We start from the raw sequence: 19,292 nt of genomic DNA, 5'->3' as shown, positions 1-19,292 counted from the left end.
ACGAAAGGAAGCCTCCTCTGGCTTCCTTTTAAATAAAAATTGATGAGGTGCGATTATGAACGGATATGTATATTTAGTTGGTGCAGGACCAGGTGATGAAGGGCTTATTACAAAGAAAGCGATAGATTGCTTAAAGCGTGCAGATATTGTCTTATATGACCGCTTATTAAATCCTACCTTTCTTAATTATACGAAAGAAACATGCGAACTTATTTATTGCGGAAAAATGCCGAAAAATCATACTATGCGACAAGAAATGATTAACGCCCACCTCCTTCAATTTGCGAAAGAAGGAAAAACCGTTGTCCGCTTAAAAGGCGGCGATCCCTCTATTTTTGGCCGTGTTGGTGAAGAAGCAGAAACTTTAGCAGCAGCGAACATTCCATATGAAATTGTACCAGGTATTACATCTAGTATCGCCGCTAGTAGCTATGCAGGTATCCCCCTCACCCACCGTAATTACAGTAATAGCGTGACTTTACTAACTGGGCATGCAAAAGGTCCTTTAACCGATCATGGAAAATATAATTCATCCCACAATAGCGACACGATCGCCTACTACATGGGTATAAAAAACTTACCTACAATTTGTGAAAGCTTACTACAAGCAGGAAAGAAAACAGATACGCCAGTAGCAGTCATTGAGTGGGGTACAACTGGAAAGCAGCGCGTTGTCACAGGGACACTATCAACAATAGTTCATGTCGTCCAAAACGAAAATATTTCTAACCCTTCTATGACAATTGTTGGTGATGTCGTTTCCTTACGTAATCAAATCGCTTGGAAAGAACGTAAACCATTACATGGTAAAAAAGTTTTATTTGCATCCGCAACAAATAAAACAAGTTTAGCGAAGCAAAAGTTACAAGAAGCCGGTGCAGAAATATATCAAATTCCAACTTTCAAAAAGAAAGAATACACATTAACCCCTGAACAAATCAATGAAATTTTTAACGTTAAGCGTATTGTATTTTGTTCAGCTGAAAGTGTAGAAATATTGATGCGATTAAGTAGTAAACACCAGAAAGATATTCGTTCCTTACAGGCGAAGCTGCAGTATATGAACGTTGCCACTCAAGAAAAACTAATGCAATATGGGCTACTAAGTAAACAAGCAGAGTTCTCTTCCGATACAACTGTTTATTTAGGAAGAAATATTAATCGGATTGCTTTTATTCAAGAGAAAATTGGTGCCGGGTCATATATGATGACTCATGAGTATACAATTGATCATCGTTTCGATGAAATTCATTCTCGTATGCTTTCTGAATTCTCATGGGATAGCATTGTGTTTGACGGCCGTGCTTCAATTGATACGTTTCTATCAGAAGTAAAACGCCTAGGCTTTATCGATATCCTTACTCTTCCCTTCTCGTATACCGACGTTCCAACTTTACACTATGCGAATAAAGTTGGGTTTCATAATGTAGATGAGCAATTACAAGACATTATTATGAAGAAAGATTTGGTGGTATGATGAAAGGAATTGTATATGTTGGACACGGTAGTCGCCTGCAAGAAGGTAACGAACAATTCATTCACTTTATTCAATCTGTTATGAAAGAACGTAACGAACGGATTCAAAAAATAGCTTTTCTAGAGCTAACAACACCTACCATTTCTGATGCAGTTACAGAAACGATACTAGAGGGCGCAACTGAAATAATGATTGTACCTGTTTTACTATTTGCGGCAGCTCATTATAAACGTGATATTCCTTTTGAAATAGAGCAACTACAAAAGAAATATCCACATATAACATTTTCAGTTGTACCACCTTTTAGTACGCATCCACATATGGTTGAACTTGTAGTAAAAAGAATACGTGAAACTATGCCAATGCAAGGTAGTAGCGTTTTACTCGTAGGACGAGGTAGTAGTGATCCACGGCCTATTTATGAGTTACAACAAATCGGAGCAGCTGTCGAACAAAAACTCGGTATGTCAGTATCGTGCTCCTTTTTAACGAAAGGAACTCCCTCTTTTACCGCTGAGCTCAAGACTATAACATCGACTGCGTCCCATGTATATGTCATGCCGTATCTTCTCTTTACCGGATTGTTGCTTCAAAAAATTAAGTTGCATACAAAAAAATATGATCACGTTACGACTTGCAACTGTCTTCAGTTTGATACATATATGAAGTTAACATTATTAGAACGAATGGAGGAATGTGTGTATGTATAACATGTACCCTCTTATGTTTAATTTAGATAGAAAAGTGGTTGTTATAGTTGGTGGTGGTAAAATTGCATATCGGAAAGCGTCTGGATTAAAAGATACAGGCGCTTTTGTCACCGTTATCAGCCCAGAAATTTGCGAGGAAATGACGGAACTTCCTTATATTACTTGGAAGCAAAAAACTTTTAGTAATGATGATATTAAAGATGCTCACCTTATTTATGCAGCTACAAATCAACATGCTGTAAATATGATGGTCAAACAGGCTGCTCATGATTTCCAATGGGTTAACGTTGTCAGTGATGGTACAGAATCATCGTTTCACACACCTGGTGTCATCCGAAATGATGATTCTGTTGTCACTATTTCTACTTCAGGTAAAGATCCATCGTTTACAAAGCGTATGAAGCAGGAACTAACATCTATACTTCCTAAGCTTATAAAAAAGCTTTCTCGTACACATAAATCGTAATCTATCACTTAATTAAAATAGTAATTAACTTTGGACAAACGTTTTTTAGAAGCGTTTGTTCTTTTTGTTTTGGTTCCTTTTTTGAATTAAGCCGCTTGATTATCAGGCATGGTACAATTGTAAACGACACCTAATATATCAAAGACTGTTTTCTTCTCATATCGATGGGATTTCAGTCCATCATTTACCGCCTCAAATCTATTCGTTTTTGCACGTATATTCAAAACAAAATATATGACAAATAAATAACGACAGTTACTGTAATAATGCTGAAAAGTGTTGAAAATAAAACGATTTGTGCATGTAATTCAGGCTCTATTTGATACTCCATAGCAATGGTTGATGTATTTCTTGAAGTAGGAAAAGAACTTGCAATAAATAATGATTGTGCAACAATACCATCAATGTTTAGTAGGTATATCATGGCAAGTGCTAATAATGGTCCCATTAATAATCTTCCAATTAAAGCCCATGTTATGACTCGATGGAAAAAATTAAGCTTAATGTTGGATAATTGCGCTCCTAGCAATATGAGTGCTATTGCAACAAAACTATTCGCAAGCTGATTAAGAGGTAGAAAGATAGAATTAGGTATTTGAATTGTAAAAGATTGAAAGAGAACCCCTAATATGAGTGCATGAAATACAGGCAGTCTTAGAAATGATTGAATAATACTTCCGATTGTTTTTGTTGCTGATAATAAGTTATATATCCCATATGAATAAGTTAAAAGATTCTGGAAAATCACAATGAAAATCTGAATGGAAACCCCCACTGGATTGTGACTGAAAATCAATTGACTTACTGGTAATCCATAATTACCGGAATTCATTAACGAAATGCTATTTTTTAGAGCTGCACTTTCTCCTTTTTCTAACTTTAATGTTTTTGAAATGAAATGACTTACTATCATCACACTCAGACTGTAAAGCATTAAATAGTATATTATCTGGAGCAACAAACCTGTTTCTATACTAATATCATATATATTCACAAATACAGCCGCTGGCATCAAGCAATAAGTAATAAGTGTAGATAGCTGCTTTAAGTTAAATTGGAACTTTCTTTGTAAGATTGCACCAATTAGCATCAATATTAATATTGGTAATATTACGTCTAATATAATAAAAACAAACATTTAAAACCTCATTCTAAATATATTTTAGTTGGATTAAACGCTTTACTAAATATGGACACATTTAATTCAAATGTAGACCCTGACGCTACCCAAAATACCATTTAAAAGCATTCGTATACAGGATGTTATCGGTAGCTTGTTCATCAAATAGCTGTTGAATCAATTTGATATCTCCATACTCAAAAGGTCTTTTTGCTCTTGTAGATGGTAAATCTGTTCCAAACATAAGTGCATCTGGGTTAACTTCATAAATCGACTTTAAGGCATTCTCAACATCTAATTCGACACGACCAAAACCAGTAGCTTTCACATGTACCCCTTTATCAACTAGTTTTAATAAATGTGGTAAACCTTCTTCTGATAACCCTAAATGGTCAATTGATATAGCTGGTAATTTTTCTATAGTGAATGCAATTTCGGGCAACTCTTTTGCATCCATATAAAGCTCACTATGCCATCCTACTAAATCATGAACTCTTCTAGCAAAGTAATCCAGCTTCGATAAATCTTCTGAACCACCTCTTTTAATATTAAAGCGTAATGCTTTTATCCTATTTTCATTTAAATTTAGTATTTCTTCATCCGTCACTGTAAAAGGTAATTGTGTTACGCCACAAAATGTTGAACCCAACTGTTTTAGTGCCTTTAATAAATATTCTTGATCAAACCCTTGGAAAGAACCAGATACGATCGCTCCACCAATTACATTTAAATTAGGAGATTCATTCTGATAATCTTCTACAACAAAGTTGGGTGGAAAATACCCTTGGTTCTCAATAATCGGAAAATTAAAATCAATAATATGAAAATGTGCATCAAAAATTCTCATTTCATTTCCCTCCCCTCTCTTTTCTTTAACATATCAAATATGACTCATAAAGAAAATTATGGATTATTTATACAAATTCATAATTTTATCTTATCGACCTAAACTTTATTCTTTATTTTAAGTGTACTTTTTCACAATATCCATTAGCCTTTCCAAAAAATCTGGCCCTAAAAAAATATGAAGTTTTTTCTTGTTATAAATACCGTCATATATTTTTAAAATTTCGGGATATTTCTATATATTTACATTAATTTTTATATATAAATATATAGTTTTTAGAAAGGAGCGACTATTTATCGATTCGTTAGCGATCAATAGTCATCGTTCCATTCAAAAGTTATTATTTTCGTTCTCGATATATTCCGAATGTTTTATGAGGATTTTTCGTTTGTTCATTTCAGTTTTTTAACAATCGTACTGTTGCTTTTACTTTGGAAACTTTCAATAGACAAAAAACAGAGTTCTCGATTGTGGAATTAGATTTAAGTTCATACATTTATCCCTTAATTTCTTTATCTGTAGGCAAAACAATTGCAGCTATTATATAAAGTAACACTGTTAATCCACTAGTAAAAAAGGCTGATAATGCCGTTACTATTCGAAGGATACTAACATCAATTCCATACTTATCGCTTAAGCCACCTAATACACCTGATACTTGTTTATCTTGAGTGGACTTATATAATTTTTTCATCTAAACACCCCAATCCAATTAAATATTTGTATGCTAAAAATTAGTGCGATCTTTGGAAGAGATTTAAGATTTCTTTAACTAACCTGCCCTTTAATTGAATAACATCTGCTGTCTATATTTTAACATAAAATCCCATAAACCTTCTGTTTTTCATTTTAAAACCACATTATTTTAGAAAACAAGCGTTTGGTAAGATCGCAATACAACGTGGCGAATCCTATTACTAAAAGAACCCTCCCATAATACTTTGGGACGGTTCTTTTTCCTTATTAATGATTCTTTAACATCACTAACAGCTTCTCTTGGCTATACATCCACACTGTAATGATTAAACAAGCAAGTGCAACCTCTGATAATGCCATAAATCCAATTGCATAATGACCTGTTAGTTGGAATAGTAACGTTAAAATTAATGGTGGGAAGAACCCTCCTAGTCCGCCTAAAGCTGACACAACCCCATTTACAATCCCTGCTTGTTCAGAGAAGTACATTGGAACAAGCTTAAAGATTGTTCCATTTCCAATACCTGCACAGAATGCAACTAGTAAGCAACCAAACGTATACACGTTCATGCTAGGCATGAATGATAAAACAATACCAGATAGTGTTAAGCCGATAAATACGAAGATTAATATTTTAAATGGATTAAACTTATCCCCGAGCCAGCCACCAATTGGGCGCATCATTGTTGCTAATACGATGAATCCAGCTGTCCGCATGCCTGCATCTACTTTCTCTAATCCGAAGTGAGATACTAAAAAGTTTGGTAAATATACTGTAAATGCAACAAATGATCCAAATGTTAAAAAGTAAAAGATACATAGAAACCATAATTTTTCATTTTTATATACACCTTTTATTTGTTCCATTAATGGTGTATTCACCTTTTTTTCCTTACGATCGCCTAATAAAAAGTTCATAAGTGCAAATGCTGCAAGTAAAACTAAATAACACTGTACTGTCGTTCTCCAGCCAACTGATGTCGCAATGACAGGTGCTAAAAATGAAGTAATTGCTGTTCCAGCGTTACCCACACCGTAAATACCATTTACAAAACCGTGACTCTCTTTCGGGAAGTATTTCGGTAGAGAAGTTACTCCTACAGAGAATACCGCACCACCGATCCCTACAAATAATCCACCAATAATTAAATCCATCATAGAATTGGCAACACTAATGTAAAAAACAGGGAATAATAAAAGTATAAAACTAATAAAGAACAATTTTCTTGCTCCGTAACGATTCGTCCAATAACCAATTGGAATGCGAAGAATAGAACCTAAAATAACCGGTACTGCTGTGACCATAGAGATTTGTCCCGCAGTTAATGGAATATCCGCTTTAATATAAGGCATTAATGATGATAAAATGACCCATACCATAAAACCGATAACTAGATTAGAAGTTTGTAAACTTAATTGAAAATTAGGACTTTTCATCCTGTTCCCTCCTATGTATGCATAGTTATATTCATTCTCTCCAGCCTAATCACGTCCTAACATGATTAGGCTGAAAAGAATCAACCACCACTTACTGGCGGAATCATTGCTACAATATCGCCAGTTTGAATGATGTCATCTTCATTTGCATACTCTTCATTTATGGCGACCATAACCTCATTTGAAATTGCTACGTTATATTCCTTAACCAGAACTTCCTTTAGTTCAGCAACCGTAATATTTTCACAATCTATGTGCAAGGCAGGTTTGCTTACTTCTTCTTGCAAATGTGCAAATAATAGTACTTCAATCATGTTCTCATCTCCCTTTCAGGCTCACCATTTGCATATGCTATTTTCTCTAACTGATCACCTATCCATGACTCACCATCTTCCCAAAACTCTTTCTTCCAAATCGGAACAACTTGTTTTATGCGTTCCATAATATATTCATTCGCTTCATAAGCTGCTTTCCGATGTGGCGTAGAAACGGCGACAACAACAGCAAGATCAGAAATTTGTAATGTACCAATGCGATGTGTAATTGCCACATATGTCCCAGGCCATTTCTCTTCTACTTCGGTTCCAATCTTCTCAAGTTGTTTTTCCGCCATCGTCTTATAAGCTACATACTCTAAATATAGCGTACGACGTCCTTTCGTAAATTCTCTAACAGTACCAATAAAAGTAGTAACAGCACCACATTCACGCCGAATTACTTTACTTGTAACACCTTCAATTGAAATAGGTGTATCAATTACTTCATAATACGTATGTGTCATTTTGCACCTCTTATCTTTGTATAAGTTAGCAATCTATTTTTATATTATTTGTATGATCGAAGTGGTTCTTTCCACGGCCACTCACTTCCTATATTCGATTCCAATAATAATACCGAAACAATTATTCCTGCTTCAAATCCTCTCGTTCCTCCCGGCAGGACGATACATGCATTCGCCTCTGCAAGTGAAGAAATTGCACTAGATTTATCTAAACCAACTGGAGTAACTTGCAATTGGCCATCTACAATTTCCACTCTCCCTCTTACAAAACGAGTAAATGGGTTTGCTTTCGGAAAATCTTTCTGTAAAATCGCTTCTGCACGATATACATGCGGATCTTTTCTATGCAAATATGTTCGAATAACTGGTCTAACATATAATTCACATCCGACATAACAAGCAGAAGGATTACCAGATAGACCGAATAATAGTTTTCCTTCTAGCTCAGCTACAGTAGTCACGCTTCCTGGTCGCATCGCTATTTTGTTGAAAAGTACATTAGCTTGTAATCTCTCATAAATAGCAGGTAAATAGTCATAGTCTCCTACTGAAACGCCACCAGTTGTAATTACAATATCTACTTCTTTCATCGCTTTTTTTACAGTGTTATAACACGTCTCTAATTCATCAACGAACTGTCCATAATACCTTACAATTCCGCCCGCTCGTTCAACTTGAGCAGCTATCATATAGGAGTTACTATTTCGAATCCTCCCTTCTTTCAGTTGTTCATGTACTTCCAGCAGTTCACTTCCTGTCGTTACAATTCCAATAACCGGCTGCCTTACAACATGTACGGAACTATAACCAAACGTAGCAAGAAGCGCCGCTACTCCAGGGTTAATAGAAGTCCCTTTTTTCACAAGTATGGCATTTTGTTTTACATCTTCTCCTTGAAAAGAAATGTTATCACCAGCAGCGAAAGAGCGTTTTAATGTCATATACGTCTTTTCGTTTTCTTCAAACCCTTCCGTTAGCTCTAACATAACAACAGCATTACCCCCCGCGGGAATTGCGGCTCCTGTCATAATACGTACAGCTTGAAATGCTTTCACCTCTTCTCTAAAAACAGAACCTGCCCCGATCTCACCAATCACTTCAAACTGAATGGGGTTACTGCTATTTGCTTCTTTTGTATCTTCCGCGCGAATCGCAAACCCGTCGTACGGAGAGCGATCGAAATGCGGGACATCATGATCTGCAATAACATCTTCTCCAAGCGTTCTACCGTAGCTGTCTATAAGGGAAACCTTTTCTATTTCACCTTGATGAGCATACTCCATTACGCGTGCAACTGCTTCTGCTACTGGAATTGGTTTACGTTTTTCTAGCATTCTTTTTTCACCTCGTTTTGATAAGGATAAACTCTCTTTCTGTTCATCCTATATATTTTGCGTATAATCGTTTTGCCATTTTCACATCATTTGTCCCATGAATAAATGCCCTACCGTCTGTAAATAAAACAAAACGATATTCATCTACTAGAAACGATAGTAAATATGGGTTTTTTTTGACACTCACGCTTCTTTGTAAACGTTTTCTAACTTCTTCTAAATTAAGAACTCGCTTTATCCCTGGACGGATTTGAACTGTATTCCGCCCGCATAGCACTTCAGTTTTCATCTGTGATCCAAATGTTAAACTTGGGTAAGTGCGTACATTCCCACAAGATGGACATGTACTTTTCTTCTGCCTATTTACTTTTAATGAGAGATATTGATTGTTCCAAATATCAAATGATAACATCGTTCCCCTTAACGCCTGAAAATCATTCACCAATATTTTCATCGCTTCTGTCACTTGGTGAGCAACGACCATTTGTACAGCCGGCTGAATGATTCCCGCTGTATCGCATGTTGCACCGCCCAGAGGATGATCCATTAGGCAGCGAAAGCATGGTGTTTGCCCTGGAAGAATTGTATACGTTACACCGTAACTTCCAATGCAACCACCGTATATCCAAGGTATATTTTCTTTTTGCGAAATGTCATTTATAAGTAGGCGCGTATCGAAATTGTCAGTCGCATCTAATATAAGATCCACTTCTTTCGTTAACTCTTCTATTTCTTGCATTGTGACATCCGTTACAACTGGTACAATTTCCACTTCAGAATTAATCTTTCTTAAATGTTCTGCCGCTGCAATTACTTTCGGTTTAGACTGTTTTGCATCTTCTTCTGTATATAACTGTTGCCGCTGTAAATTACTCCATTCGACGTAGTCACGATCGGCAATTGTCAATTTCCCAATTCCCATCCTAACGAGCGCTTCTGCATTCGCAGTTCCAAGTGCACCCGCACCGATTAGGAGCACATGTTTTTTTCTTATTTTTCTTTGTCCCATTTCACCAATTCCAGAAAACAATACTTGCCTTGCATATCGCTCTTGCATAGAGAACCCTCCTTTCGCTATCCGCCAATGTAAGACATTTCAACTTTTGGACGTTTATTTGTACTTTCCACCGTTCTTTCATCTGAATACCGATCTGTTCTGTACTCCCATGTATGTTGGAGAATTTTTAATAATGAAGCATCAGAAATATTTTCTCGAAGAAGCGTTCGCAAATCCGTTCCTTTTGTTCCAAATAAGCACGTAAAAAACTTGCCGTCTGCCGAAATACGAGCTCTCGTACAAGAAGAACAAAATGACTCAGATACTGAAGTAATAAATCCAACTTCTGCATCGCTCCCTACATATCGATACAATTTCGCAACTTCGCCAAAGTAATGAGGTTGAACAGGTTCAATCGGATATACGCGATTAATCTTCTCTATTAATTGTTCCTTCGTAATAACTTGTTCAAAATTCCATCCGTTCGTACTGCCTACATCCATAAACTCAATGAAACGGAGCTGAATTTCTTGTTCTTTAAAATAACGAGCCATATGAAGAATTTGACTATCATTCATACCTTTTTTTACGACCATATTTACTTTTACTTCTAATCCAGCAGCCTTTGCTGCTTCAATTCCTTTTAATACAGGTTTTGTACTTACATTTCTTCCATTAATTTTTTGGAAGACGTGATCCTCTATCGCATCTAAACTAATATTTACACGTTTTAATCCCGCATCTTTTAGCGCCTTAGCTTGTTTTGCTAAATGAATACCGTTTGTTGTGAGTCCAATATCCTTTAAGCCTTCTAGCTTTGCAAGCCTTGCAATTAACTTCGGTAAATCTTTACGCAATAACGGTTCACCGCCAGTAAGTCTAATTTTATTGACTCCCATACTTATAAATAATCTCGCTAATCTTTCTATTTCATCGAACGTTAATAAAAACTCTTCTTGTAAAAAAGCGTAATCAGGCCCGAACACTTCAGCAGGCATACAGTATGTGCACCTAAAATTACAACGATCAATAACCGAAATACGTAAATCTTGAAGTGGCCGCTCTAACGAATCCCTCATCTTCTCGTGCATCTATATCCCTTCTTTTCTACTGCAATCCTTAGTAGGTTTCATATTTTTTATTTGCCTTTATTATAAAAAAGAAGCTACATATTCAATGTGACTTTTCTCACATTACTTTCCCCATTCAAAAATTCTTCACAAATCCGTTCGAATTTTGTTCACATCTTTAGTCTCTCCTCCTTACGGTCATTGAAATTTCACTTTATTTTTAAAATAGCTCTTGCATTTTCAGCATATTTACACTCAAAATAGGAAATGTATTGCTTATAAGAAGAAAGGTGATTGCTGTGGCAAACAGTATGACATTATCTCAAGATTTAAAGGAATTACTTGCATCTGTTGAATATAAAATGCAGATTAAAAAGGGGAGTTTTATTTTTCAAGAAGGTATGGAAGCAACAGAACTCTATATCATCCACTCTGGAAAAGTACAAATTAGTAAACTAAGTGCTGACGGGCAAGAATTAACACTCCGTATTTGTTCGGCATACGACATTATTGGAGAATTAACATTATTCACGGACAATGCGAAGTATTTATTAAATTCAAAATGCCTTGAAGATGTTGAAGTAGGAGTAATAAAGCGTGAAACCTTAGAAAAAGCATTACTCCAAAAACCCGCACTTGTATTTGAATTTATGAAATGGATTAGTGAACATTTAAGAAGAATGCAAACGAAGTTCCGAGATTTAGTATTACACGGCAAAAAAGGTGCCCTGTATTCTACTCTCATACGAATGACAAATAGTTACGGTGTGTTAAAAGAAAATGGTATTCTCATCGATTTACCATTAACGAATCAAGAACTTGCTAATTTCTGTGCAACTTCGCGTGAAAGTGTAAATCGAATGTTAAATGATTTGAAAAAAAAAGGTACGATTTCTATTCATAAAGGAAAGATTACAATCCATGATTTACAATTTTTAAAATGTGAAATTGCTTGTGAAGATTGCTCTACCTCTGTTTGTAGCATTGATTAGCATCTTATTTCTATAAGGAAAGCCGAGGTCTCCAATTAGATCTCGGCTTTCCTTATAAGTTACTAGACATATAAAACAAAATTATTTTTTCAATTCATTAGGAATACGTCTTCTATAGATTACATAACTACGGCTTAAATATTTAATTGGAGCACTAAATACATGTACAAGTCTAGTAAATGGCCATACCGCGAATAGCCCCAGCCCTGCAATAATATGAATTTTAAACCATACTGGTACTTCCATCATATATTCAACTTTCGGTTGGAAAATAAAGAGACTTCGGAACCACGGACCGATTGTTGTACGATAATCAAACCCATTTGAGTCGATGTTTAAAAAAGTTGAAGAAAGTCCCGCTAACATTACGATAAGTAATAAAATAAGCGCAATATAGTCTCCCTTTGTACTCGTAGCAATGATACGTTTTACTGTTACGCGGCGGTACGTTAATATAATTAAACCGATGATAGAAGCAATACCTGCCGGAAGCCCGAAACTAATTGCCATTATGTGATACATATGCTCAGAAATACCTATTGAACGATATACAGCCTCTGGAATTAAAATCCCCATAACATGACCACCAATTACGAACATGATCCCAAAGTGGAATAATAGACTTCCGATTCGCAGCATTTTCTTTTCTAATAGTTCGCTAGATTTTGATGTCCATCCAAATTGATCATAGTTGTATCTAAAAATATGTCCGCCGATAAAGATTGCAAAAATGATATAGGGAAACAATACCCACAGAAATTGATCCATCATTTTGACAACTCTCCTTTCTAATTTGTCTGTACACTCCATGTATCGATAGCGAGTAGAACAGCCGCAAGAATTGGTTCATACATACTATCAGCTTCTTTTAACTGAACGTGTAATGCTTGTATGTTCTCCTTGTATTTACTCATAATTGGTTCACAGTCTTGCTCATTTGCATTTGCAAAAAACTCAAGCAATAGCGGTAAATAATCAGGTAATTCTTTATCTGTTACTTCAAAACCAGATTTTTTATAATGCTGTTTTAACTCTAATAACTCAATACCTCTTTCTCTTTGTTCACCGGTGTTCATATAAGTAAGATACATATTTGTCTTCTTACCAAAATCGAATGTATATACGTAACAGTCAATTAATTGATCATCCATTTTATCCAGCGCTTGCTTTATAAATGCTGTAAGTGATGCTTTAACGTCTTCCTGTTCAATCGCTTCAATCTCTTCTTGCAATTCAGTTAAAGCTTCTCTCCACCCGATTTCCGGATAGGAAAGAAGGAATGAAGAACATGAAAAAGCAGTTTGTAAACTTTGTTTCATATTTTTCCGCCCCCATTATTTAAGAAATTGTCGTGCAAGAGCCTGGGCCACCTGGGAAAGATAAACCACAGCTTCCTTGTTCGTTATATAAATCTGCAACTTGTTCGCGGTGAGATGTCGGAATGACGAAACGATCTTTATATTTCGCGATAGCAAGAAGACGATACATATCTTCTACATCCTGTCTCGTTAAACCGAGTTCTTTTAATACCGCTTCATTTGGTTCTTTATTAATTTGCAATGCTCTCATATGAGTTCGCATAACAGCCATTTTTTTCAATGTAAGTCGAATATGTGATTCATCTCCTGCAGTGAGTAAATTCGCTAAATATTGAATTGGAATACGCATATTATCAATAGCAGGGAAAATCTCTTCTGCTTGCCAGTTACTACCTTTCCCCTCCACCATGTTCATAATTGGGCTAAGCGGCGGGATATACCAAACCATTGGCATTGTACGATACTCCGGATGAAGAGGCAGAGCAATTTTCCAATCAATAATCATTTTATAAATTGGTGACTGTTGTGCTGCTTTAATCCACTCTTCAGGAATGCCTTGTTTTTTCGCTTCAGCTGCTACTTCTGGATCATTTGGATCTAGGAAAACAGTAAGCTGAGATTCATATAAATCTTTTTCATCTTCAACAGATGCCGCTTCTTTTACTTTGTCAGCGTCATATAGCATTACCCCAATATATCGAATACGTCCTACACATGTTTCCGAACAAATTGTTGGCATACCTGCTTCAATACGTGGGAAACACATTGTGCATTTTTCAGCTTTATTCGTTTGCCAGTTAAAATACACTTTTTTATATGGACAAGAAGATACGCAGAATCTCCATGCACGACATGCGTTTTGATCTACAAGAACAATCCCATCTTCTTCACGTTTATACATCGCACCGGATGGACAAGAAGATACACAAGATGGATTCATACAATGTTCGCATATGCGTGGTAAATACATCATAAAGACATTTTCAAAATCCGTTTTAATTTCTTCTTCCATTTTCTTTACGTTCGGGTCTTGTAACCCTGTTATATGTCCACCAGCTAAATCATCTTCCCAGTTTGGACCCCATTCAATTTTATCGATAAATTCGCCTGTAATTGCTGATTTCGGACGAGCAACTGGCTGATGCTTACGCTGTGGACTATTTGTTAATGTTTCATAATCATAATTCCAAGGTTCAAAGTAATCATCAATTGTTGGTTGATCTGGATTGTGGAAAATATTCATAAGACGCTTCATTTTCGAACCGGACTTCAGCTGAATTTCACCATTTTTCAATTCCCAGCCGCCTTTATATTTCTCCTGATCTTCCCATTGCTTCGGATAACCAATTCCCGGTTTCGTTTCTACGTTATTGAAATACATATATTCAGCACCTGGACGATTTGTCCAGGTGTTTTTGCACGTTACACTACAAGTATGGCAGCCGATGCATTTATCTAGGTTCATTACCATTCCGACTTGTGCTTTAATCTTCAAGCCAATCTACCTCCTTCAGTTTACGGATTACGACATTTAAGTCACGCTGATTACCAGTCGGACCATAGTAGTTAAATCCATAGCTTAATTGGCCATATCCACCAATCATATGTGTTGGTTTCACATGAATACGGGTTGGACTATTATGCGTTCCCCCGCGGGTGCTTGTTAATTTCGTACCAGGTACGTTAATGTGACGATCTTGCGCATGGTGCATAAATGCCATTCCTCTCGGTATACGGTGCGTTACAACAGCACGTGCTACGACTACGCCGTTACGGTTAAAACATTCAATCCAATCATTATCAGCAACACCAGCTTCATTCGCATCATCTTTATTCATCCAAACAGTCGGACCACCTCTAAACAGCGTTAACATCGGTAATGAATCGAAATACATACTATGAATCGACCACTTATTATGCGGTGTTAAATAGTTTAGTGTAATTTCTTTTCCTTCTACTTCGGGACGTGATTTACGGAACGGTTTATGTTGCAGAATTGGTTTAAATGTTGCCATCGTTTCACCAAATTCTTTCATCATGTCGTGATCTAAGTAGAAAGATTGTCGACCAGTTATCGTTCTCCAAGGGATGAGACGTTCAACATTTGTTGTAAATGGTGAGTAACGGCGTCCACCTTTTTCAGAACCCGTAAAGGCCGGAGAAGTAATTACTGTTTTCGGCTGCGCTGTAATTTGTTCAAATGTGAAGCATTCTTCTTCACGTTCTTCTGCTAAGTCACGTAGTTTTAAATCCGTTTGTTTTTCAAGCGCTTCCCATGCTTTTACAGCCATATGACCGTTTGTTGTAGAAGAAAGTGTTAATACCGCTTCAGCAGCATTAATTGCTTCTTTTATATCTGGGCACCCCTTCGCAATAGAATCCGTTCGAACAACTCCTAATCGGCTCTTTAATTGCTCATATTCTTTTTCTGCAGACCAAGAAATCCCTTTCGTACCAATTGGTTGTTTTCCAGTATTTGGTCCAAGCGCTGTCATCTTGTCATAAATCGTTTTATAATCCCTTTCGACAACATGAATTTGCGGCATTGTTTTCCCTGGGATCGGTTCACACTCACCTTTGCTCCAGTCTTTAATCTTGCCAAGTGGTTGCGCTAATTCTTGCGGTGTATCATGAAGAAGTGGTGTTGCAACAACTTCTTTCATTGGCTCAAGATCGATTTTCTTCGCTAAATCTGACACAGCTTTAGAAAGAGAGGTGAAAATATCCCAGTCAGAGCGCGCTTCCCACGGCGAACCGATTGCTGGATTAAACGGATGTACAAATGGATGCATATCTGTACTACTTAAATCATGCTTTTCATACCAAGTTGAAGCAGGTAAGACGATATCAGAATAAAGCGCTGTTCCAGCCATACGGAAATCTAAATTAATAAGTAAATCAAGCTTCCCTTCTGGTGCTTCTTCATGCCACTTAATTTCTTCTGGTCGTAACGAATCACTATCATCATTCATTAATCCGTTCGTTGTACCTAACAAATGCTTTAAGAAATATTCGTGGCCTTTACCAGAACTTGAAATTAAATTTGCACGCCATACGAATAAGTTGCGCGGGAAGTTATTTTTATTATCAGGATCTTCAATTGCAAATTTCAGTTCTTTTTCTTTTAGTTTTTGCGCAACGTATTTTCCGATTTCTTCTTGCGTTGTTGCACCAGCAGCAACAGCTTCTTTATATAATTCAATCCCATTTTTCTCGAATGTCGGATACGAAGGTAACCAGCCAAGTCTTGCTGCTAATACATTGTAATCACCGTGATGTTGATAACGTGATTTACCCTCAACTGGTGATGCCAAATGTCCAACTGGTGTATCTTCATAGCGCCATTGATCTGTTACGAAATAGAAGAAAGATGTACCGTTTTGTAATTTCGGTGGCCCTTGCCAATCTTTTGCCATCGCAATTGTTTGCCATCCTTCTGCTGGTCGTAATTTTTCTTGACCAACGTAATGCGCCCAACCACCTCCGTTTACACCTTGTGCCCCAACGAGAAGTACAAGATTTAAAACGGCGCGATAAATCGTATCAGAGTTAAACCAATGGTTAATACCAGCTCCCATTATAATCATTGAGCGACCATTCGTATCAACAGCATTTTGTGCGAACTCACGAGCGATTTGAATAATAAGCTCTCGTTTCACCCCTGTCATTTTTTCTTGCCATGCAGGTGTAAACGGTACGTCATCATTGAAGTCTTTCGGCTCTTGCCCGCCAAGCCCTCGGTTCACGCCATAATTTGCTAATGTTAAGTCGTATACAGTTGTAACGAACACTTCACCTTCTTCTGTCATAACCTTTTTCACTGGAATTGTACGTTCTAATATTGTATTTCCATCATCAGAGAAGTACGGAATTTGCACCGTTTCAACACTATCTTCCATTCCAAGTAAAGAAAGACGCGGATTAATCTTTTCACCTGTTTCTTCATCTTCTAAACGTAAGTTCCATTTCTTTTCGTTATCCCAACGTGATCCCATTGTGCCGTGAGGTGTTGCAAAATCGTTCGTGTTCTCGTTCCAAAGAACAGGTTTCCATTCTCCTAACTTCGTTTCGCGTCCAATATCAGAAGCGTTGAAGAAACGATCAGCAACGAATTGATCCCCTTTTTGTTTCAATGTAACGAAGAAAGGAAAATCAGTATATTGCTTCGCATACTTTGTGAAGTACTCCACTTGATTATCTACGTAAAATTCTTGTAAGATTACGTGCCCCATTGCCATCGCAAGTGCACCATCTGTACCTTGTTTCACACTAATCCAATCATCCGCAAACTTTGTAGATTCAGCGAAGTCAGGACTAACAGAAACGACTTTCGTTCCTTTATATCGAACCTCTGCTAAAAAGTGTGCATCTGGAGTTCTCGTCATCGGTACATTTGAACCCCACGTCATAATGTAACCCGAGTTATACCAATCACTACTTTCTGGTACATCTGTTTGATCGCCCCAAATTTGCGGAGAAGCTGGTGGTAAATCTGCGTACCAATCATAAAAACTAAGCATCGGTCCACCCATAAGTTGCATAAAGCGACTACCAGCTGCATGACTTAACATCGACATAGCTGGAATTGGTGAGAAACCAACATTTCGATCTGGACCGTATTTTATTACTGTGTAAAGTAAAGACGCTGAAACGAGTTGTAACACTTCATCCCAATTCGCACGAATGAATCCCCCTTTACCACGCGCCTGCTTATACGTACGTGCCTTTTCAGGGTTTTCCACAATACTTTTCCAAGCGTCTAATGGTGACTCGTTATTTTGTAGTTCTTCTTGCCACATATTCCAAAGAACACCACGTACGTATGGATATTTCACACGAAGCGGGCTATAAATGTACCAAGAAAAACTTGCTCCACGTGGGCATCCTCGTGGTTCAAAATCAGGCATATCAGGACCTGTAGTCGGATAGTTAAGCTCCTGTCCTTCCCAAGTTACAATTCCATCCTTCACATATATATTCCAGCTACATGAACCAGTACAGTTCACGCCGTGTGTAGAACGAATTACTTTATCATGCTGCCAACGCTTTCTGTACACATTCTCCCATTCGCGATCTTCATATGTTTCTTGTGTATGATTATCGTTATAACGATCTATTGGTGAAAAATATTTTAAACGTCTCATTAGTGCTGAAGGTTTCTTCTTCATAATGTTCACTCCTTTAATACGTCTCTCTTACATACCCTTACTATAAAAGAGGTTATAAAATACAGATGTGACATTTCGCACAGTTCAAGAGATTGTCAAAAATTCAGTAGAAAATAAGTTTGTGAGAAAATCCTTTGTTCCGTTGTGAAGATTTATGGTTAATCTTAATTATTAGGAGAATAGTATTTTGGGGTATCGACTATTTTGCAAAAGAAAAAACGCAGGAGACATTCCTACGTTTTTCTTTATAAGTATATTGAGAAGTTTTTTATGCTTTTTTGGTAGACTCTTTTCTCACGTTCTATTCAGCACCTTCTTCTAATTATTCTAATTTCACCTACTAATATTGAATGCTCAAAGGATACGTTTGTTATACTCATTTCCTTTTTCCAATGAAAATTATTATCTTTCAAAAGTCATCTACGAATGAAATTATAGTGAAGCGGTTCGCAATATGATAGAAATCAACTGGCTTTGTCTGTGGTACGAAACTTCCTATCACTTTCCCCATTCCTTCCAATTAAAAACTTCGTAAATTTCCATTTTACTGCTTTCATGACAAGTAAAACCGGTGCTTGTTCCATCATGTATGTATACAGTGGATGAACACCATAGTTCAGTCCACAAAAGATTGTAATATAAGCTTCCGTACCAGATTCTTGCCCTCCAAATTGATTACAAGTGAAACCGAGTATTTCTAACTCTTATTCTTTATATTTATCAAATAAAGACGTATCTTAGACAAATTGTTCGCTAGAAGATGAAAGCGGTATTTTAATAGAATTGTGATCAAAATAGTGACTAAGTATGTAATTAATCATACTATTAACTAATAAATTTAAATCATAAGACGTATGATTTATGTTTACAATCTTATC

At 36.7% G+C, this 19,292-nt stretch carries 17 protein-coding genes and 1 pseudogene; 4 read left to right on the top strand and 14 right to left on the bottom strand.

The window, feature by feature from the left end:
• Window positions 1-55 precede the first annotated feature (55 nt).
• Genes BAU23_RS07940 through BAU23_RS07930 form a run of 3 tightly spaced genes read left to right on the top strand, consistent with a single transcriptional unit; the run spans window position 56 to window position 2,653 of the window.
• Window positions 56-1,477, top strand: coding sequence for a uroporphyrin-III C-methyltransferase (locus tag BAU23_RS07940; protein ID WP_071733994.1), 1,422 nt, complete (start codon window positions 56-58; stop codon window positions 1,475-1,477).
• Window positions 1,477-2,187, top strand: a complete 711-nt coding sequence (locus BAU23_RS07935; RefSeq protein ID WP_071733992.1) for a sirohydrochlorin chelatase — start codon at window positions 1,477-1,479, stop codon at window positions 2,185-2,187. The genes BAU23_RS07940 and BAU23_RS07935 overlap by 1 nt, the downstream gene beginning before the upstream one ends.
• A complete protein-coding gene (locus BAU23_RS07930) occupies window positions 2,180-2,653 on the top strand; it encodes a precorrin-2 dehydrogenase (protein ID WP_071733989.1) in 474 nt (157 codons plus the stop codon). Before BAU23_RS07935 ends, BAU23_RS07930 begins: the two co-directional genes overlap by 8 nt.
• A 220-nt stretch (window positions 2,654-2,873) precedes the next feature.
• On the opposite strand, the gene BAU23_RS07925 is transcribed toward BAU23_RS07930, so the two are convergent.
• From BAU23_RS07925 to moaA, 9 genes are all read right to left on the bottom strand, one after another.
• Complete coding sequence (locus BAU23_RS07925) at window positions 2,874-3,791, bottom strand: AEC family transporter (RefSeq protein WP_000497512.1); 918 nt, start codon at window positions 3,789-3,791, stop codon at window positions 2,874-2,876.
• Between the two features lie 85 nt (window positions 3,792-3,876).
• Complete coding sequence (locus BAU23_RS07920; protein WP_071733987.1) at window positions 3,877-4,620, bottom strand: amidohydrolase family protein; 744 nt, start codon at window positions 4,618-4,620, stop codon at window positions 3,877-3,879.
• A gap of 496 nt (window positions 4,621-5,116) precedes the next feature.
• Window positions 5,117-5,314, bottom strand: coding sequence for a PspC domain-containing protein (locus BAU23_RS07915; protein WP_000737855.1), 198 nt, complete (start codon window positions 5,312-5,314; stop codon window positions 5,117-5,119).
• 269 nt (window positions 5,315-5,583) lie between these two features.
• Entirely contained in the window at window positions 5,584-6,753 is a 1,170-nt protein-coding gene (gene narK / locus BAU23_RS07910) for a nitrate transporter NarK (RefSeq protein ID WP_002031603.1), read from the bottom strand.
• 80 nt (window positions 6,754-6,833) lie between these two features.
• Window positions 6,834-7,067, bottom strand: coding sequence for a molybdopterin converting factor subunit 1 (moaD, locus tag BAU23_RS07905; RefSeq protein ID WP_000573671.1), 234 nt, complete (start codon window positions 7,065-7,067; stop codon window positions 6,834-6,836).
• Window positions 7,064-7,534, bottom strand: coding sequence for a molybdenum cofactor biosynthesis protein MoaE (locus BAU23_RS07900; protein WP_000149981.1), 471 nt, complete (start codon window positions 7,532-7,534; stop codon window positions 7,064-7,066). Before BAU23_RS07900 ends, moaD begins: the two co-directional genes overlap by 4 nt.
• Window positions 7,535-7,578: 44 nt before the next feature.
• Complete coding sequence (locus BAU23_RS07895) at window positions 7,579-8,868, bottom strand: molybdopterin molybdotransferase MoeA (RefSeq protein ID WP_071733985.1); 1,290 nt, start codon at window positions 8,866-8,868, stop codon at window positions 7,579-7,581.
• A 43-nt stretch (window positions 8,869-8,911) separates the two neighbouring features.
• A complete protein-coding gene (locus BAU23_RS07890; protein WP_071733983.1) occupies window positions 8,912-9,925 on the bottom strand; it encodes a molybdopterin-synthase adenylyltransferase MoeB in 1,014 nt (337 codons plus the stop codon).
• 17 nt (window positions 9,926-9,942) lie between these two features.
• On the bottom strand, window positions 9,943-10,956 hold the full coding sequence (gene moaA / locus BAU23_RS07885) for a GTP 3',8-cyclase MoaA (protein ID WP_071733981.1): 1,014 nt from the start codon (window positions 10,954-10,956) through the stop codon (window positions 9,943-9,945).
• A gap of 278 nt (window positions 10,957-11,234) precedes the next feature.
• On the opposite strand from moaA, the gene BAU23_RS07880 reads away from it, so the two are divergent.
• Window positions 11,235-11,927, top strand: coding sequence for a Crp/Fnr family transcriptional regulator (locus tag BAU23_RS07880; RefSeq protein ID WP_000013861.1), 693 nt, complete (start codon window positions 11,235-11,237; stop codon window positions 11,925-11,927).
• Between the two features lie 81 nt (window positions 11,928-12,008).
• On the opposite strand, the gene narI is transcribed toward BAU23_RS07880, so the two are convergent.
• From narI to BAU23_RS28935, 5 genes and pseudogenes are all read right to left on the bottom strand, one after another.
• The gene (gene narI / locus BAU23_RS07875) at window positions 12,009-12,698 is read right to left on the bottom strand and encodes a respiratory nitrate reductase subunit gamma (protein WP_000969206.1); all 690 of its coding nucleotides are present in this window, start codon (window positions 12,696-12,698) and stop codon (window positions 12,009-12,011) included.
• A gap of 17 nt (window positions 12,699-12,715) precedes the next feature.
• Entirely contained in the window at window positions 12,716-13,246 is a 531-nt protein-coding gene (gene narJ, locus BAU23_RS07870) for a nitrate reductase molybdenum cofactor assembly chaperone (protein WP_071733979.1), read from the bottom strand.
• Window positions 13,247-13,265: 19 nt separating this feature from the next.
• Window positions 13,266-14,741 carry a nitrate reductase subunit beta gene (gene narH, locus BAU23_RS07865; protein ID WP_016129253.1) on the bottom strand — a complete coding sequence of 492 codons (1,476 nt, stop codon included), beginning with the start codon at window positions 14,739-14,741 and terminating at the stop codon, window positions 13,266-13,268.
• On the bottom strand, window positions 14,731-18,414 hold the full coding sequence (locus BAU23_RS07860; protein ID WP_016129252.1) for a nitrate reductase subunit alpha: 3,684 nt from the start codon (window positions 18,412-18,414) through the stop codon (window positions 14,731-14,733). Before BAU23_RS07860 ends, narH begins: the two co-directional genes overlap by 11 nt.
• A gap of 409 nt (window positions 18,415-18,823) precedes the next feature.
• Window positions 18,824-19,142: pseudogene (locus BAU23_RS28935) on the bottom strand (hypothetical protein); the annotation flags it as partial.
• Window positions 19,143-19,292 lie beyond the last annotated feature (150 nt).

The sequence above is a fragment of the Bacillus nitratireducens genome (genome assembly GCF_001884135.1).
Taxonomy (GTDB): Bacteria; Bacillota; Bacilli; order Bacillales; family Bacillaceae_G; genus Bacillus_A; species Bacillus_A nitratireducens.
This window is presented reverse-complemented; position numbering and strand designations above follow the sequence as displayed.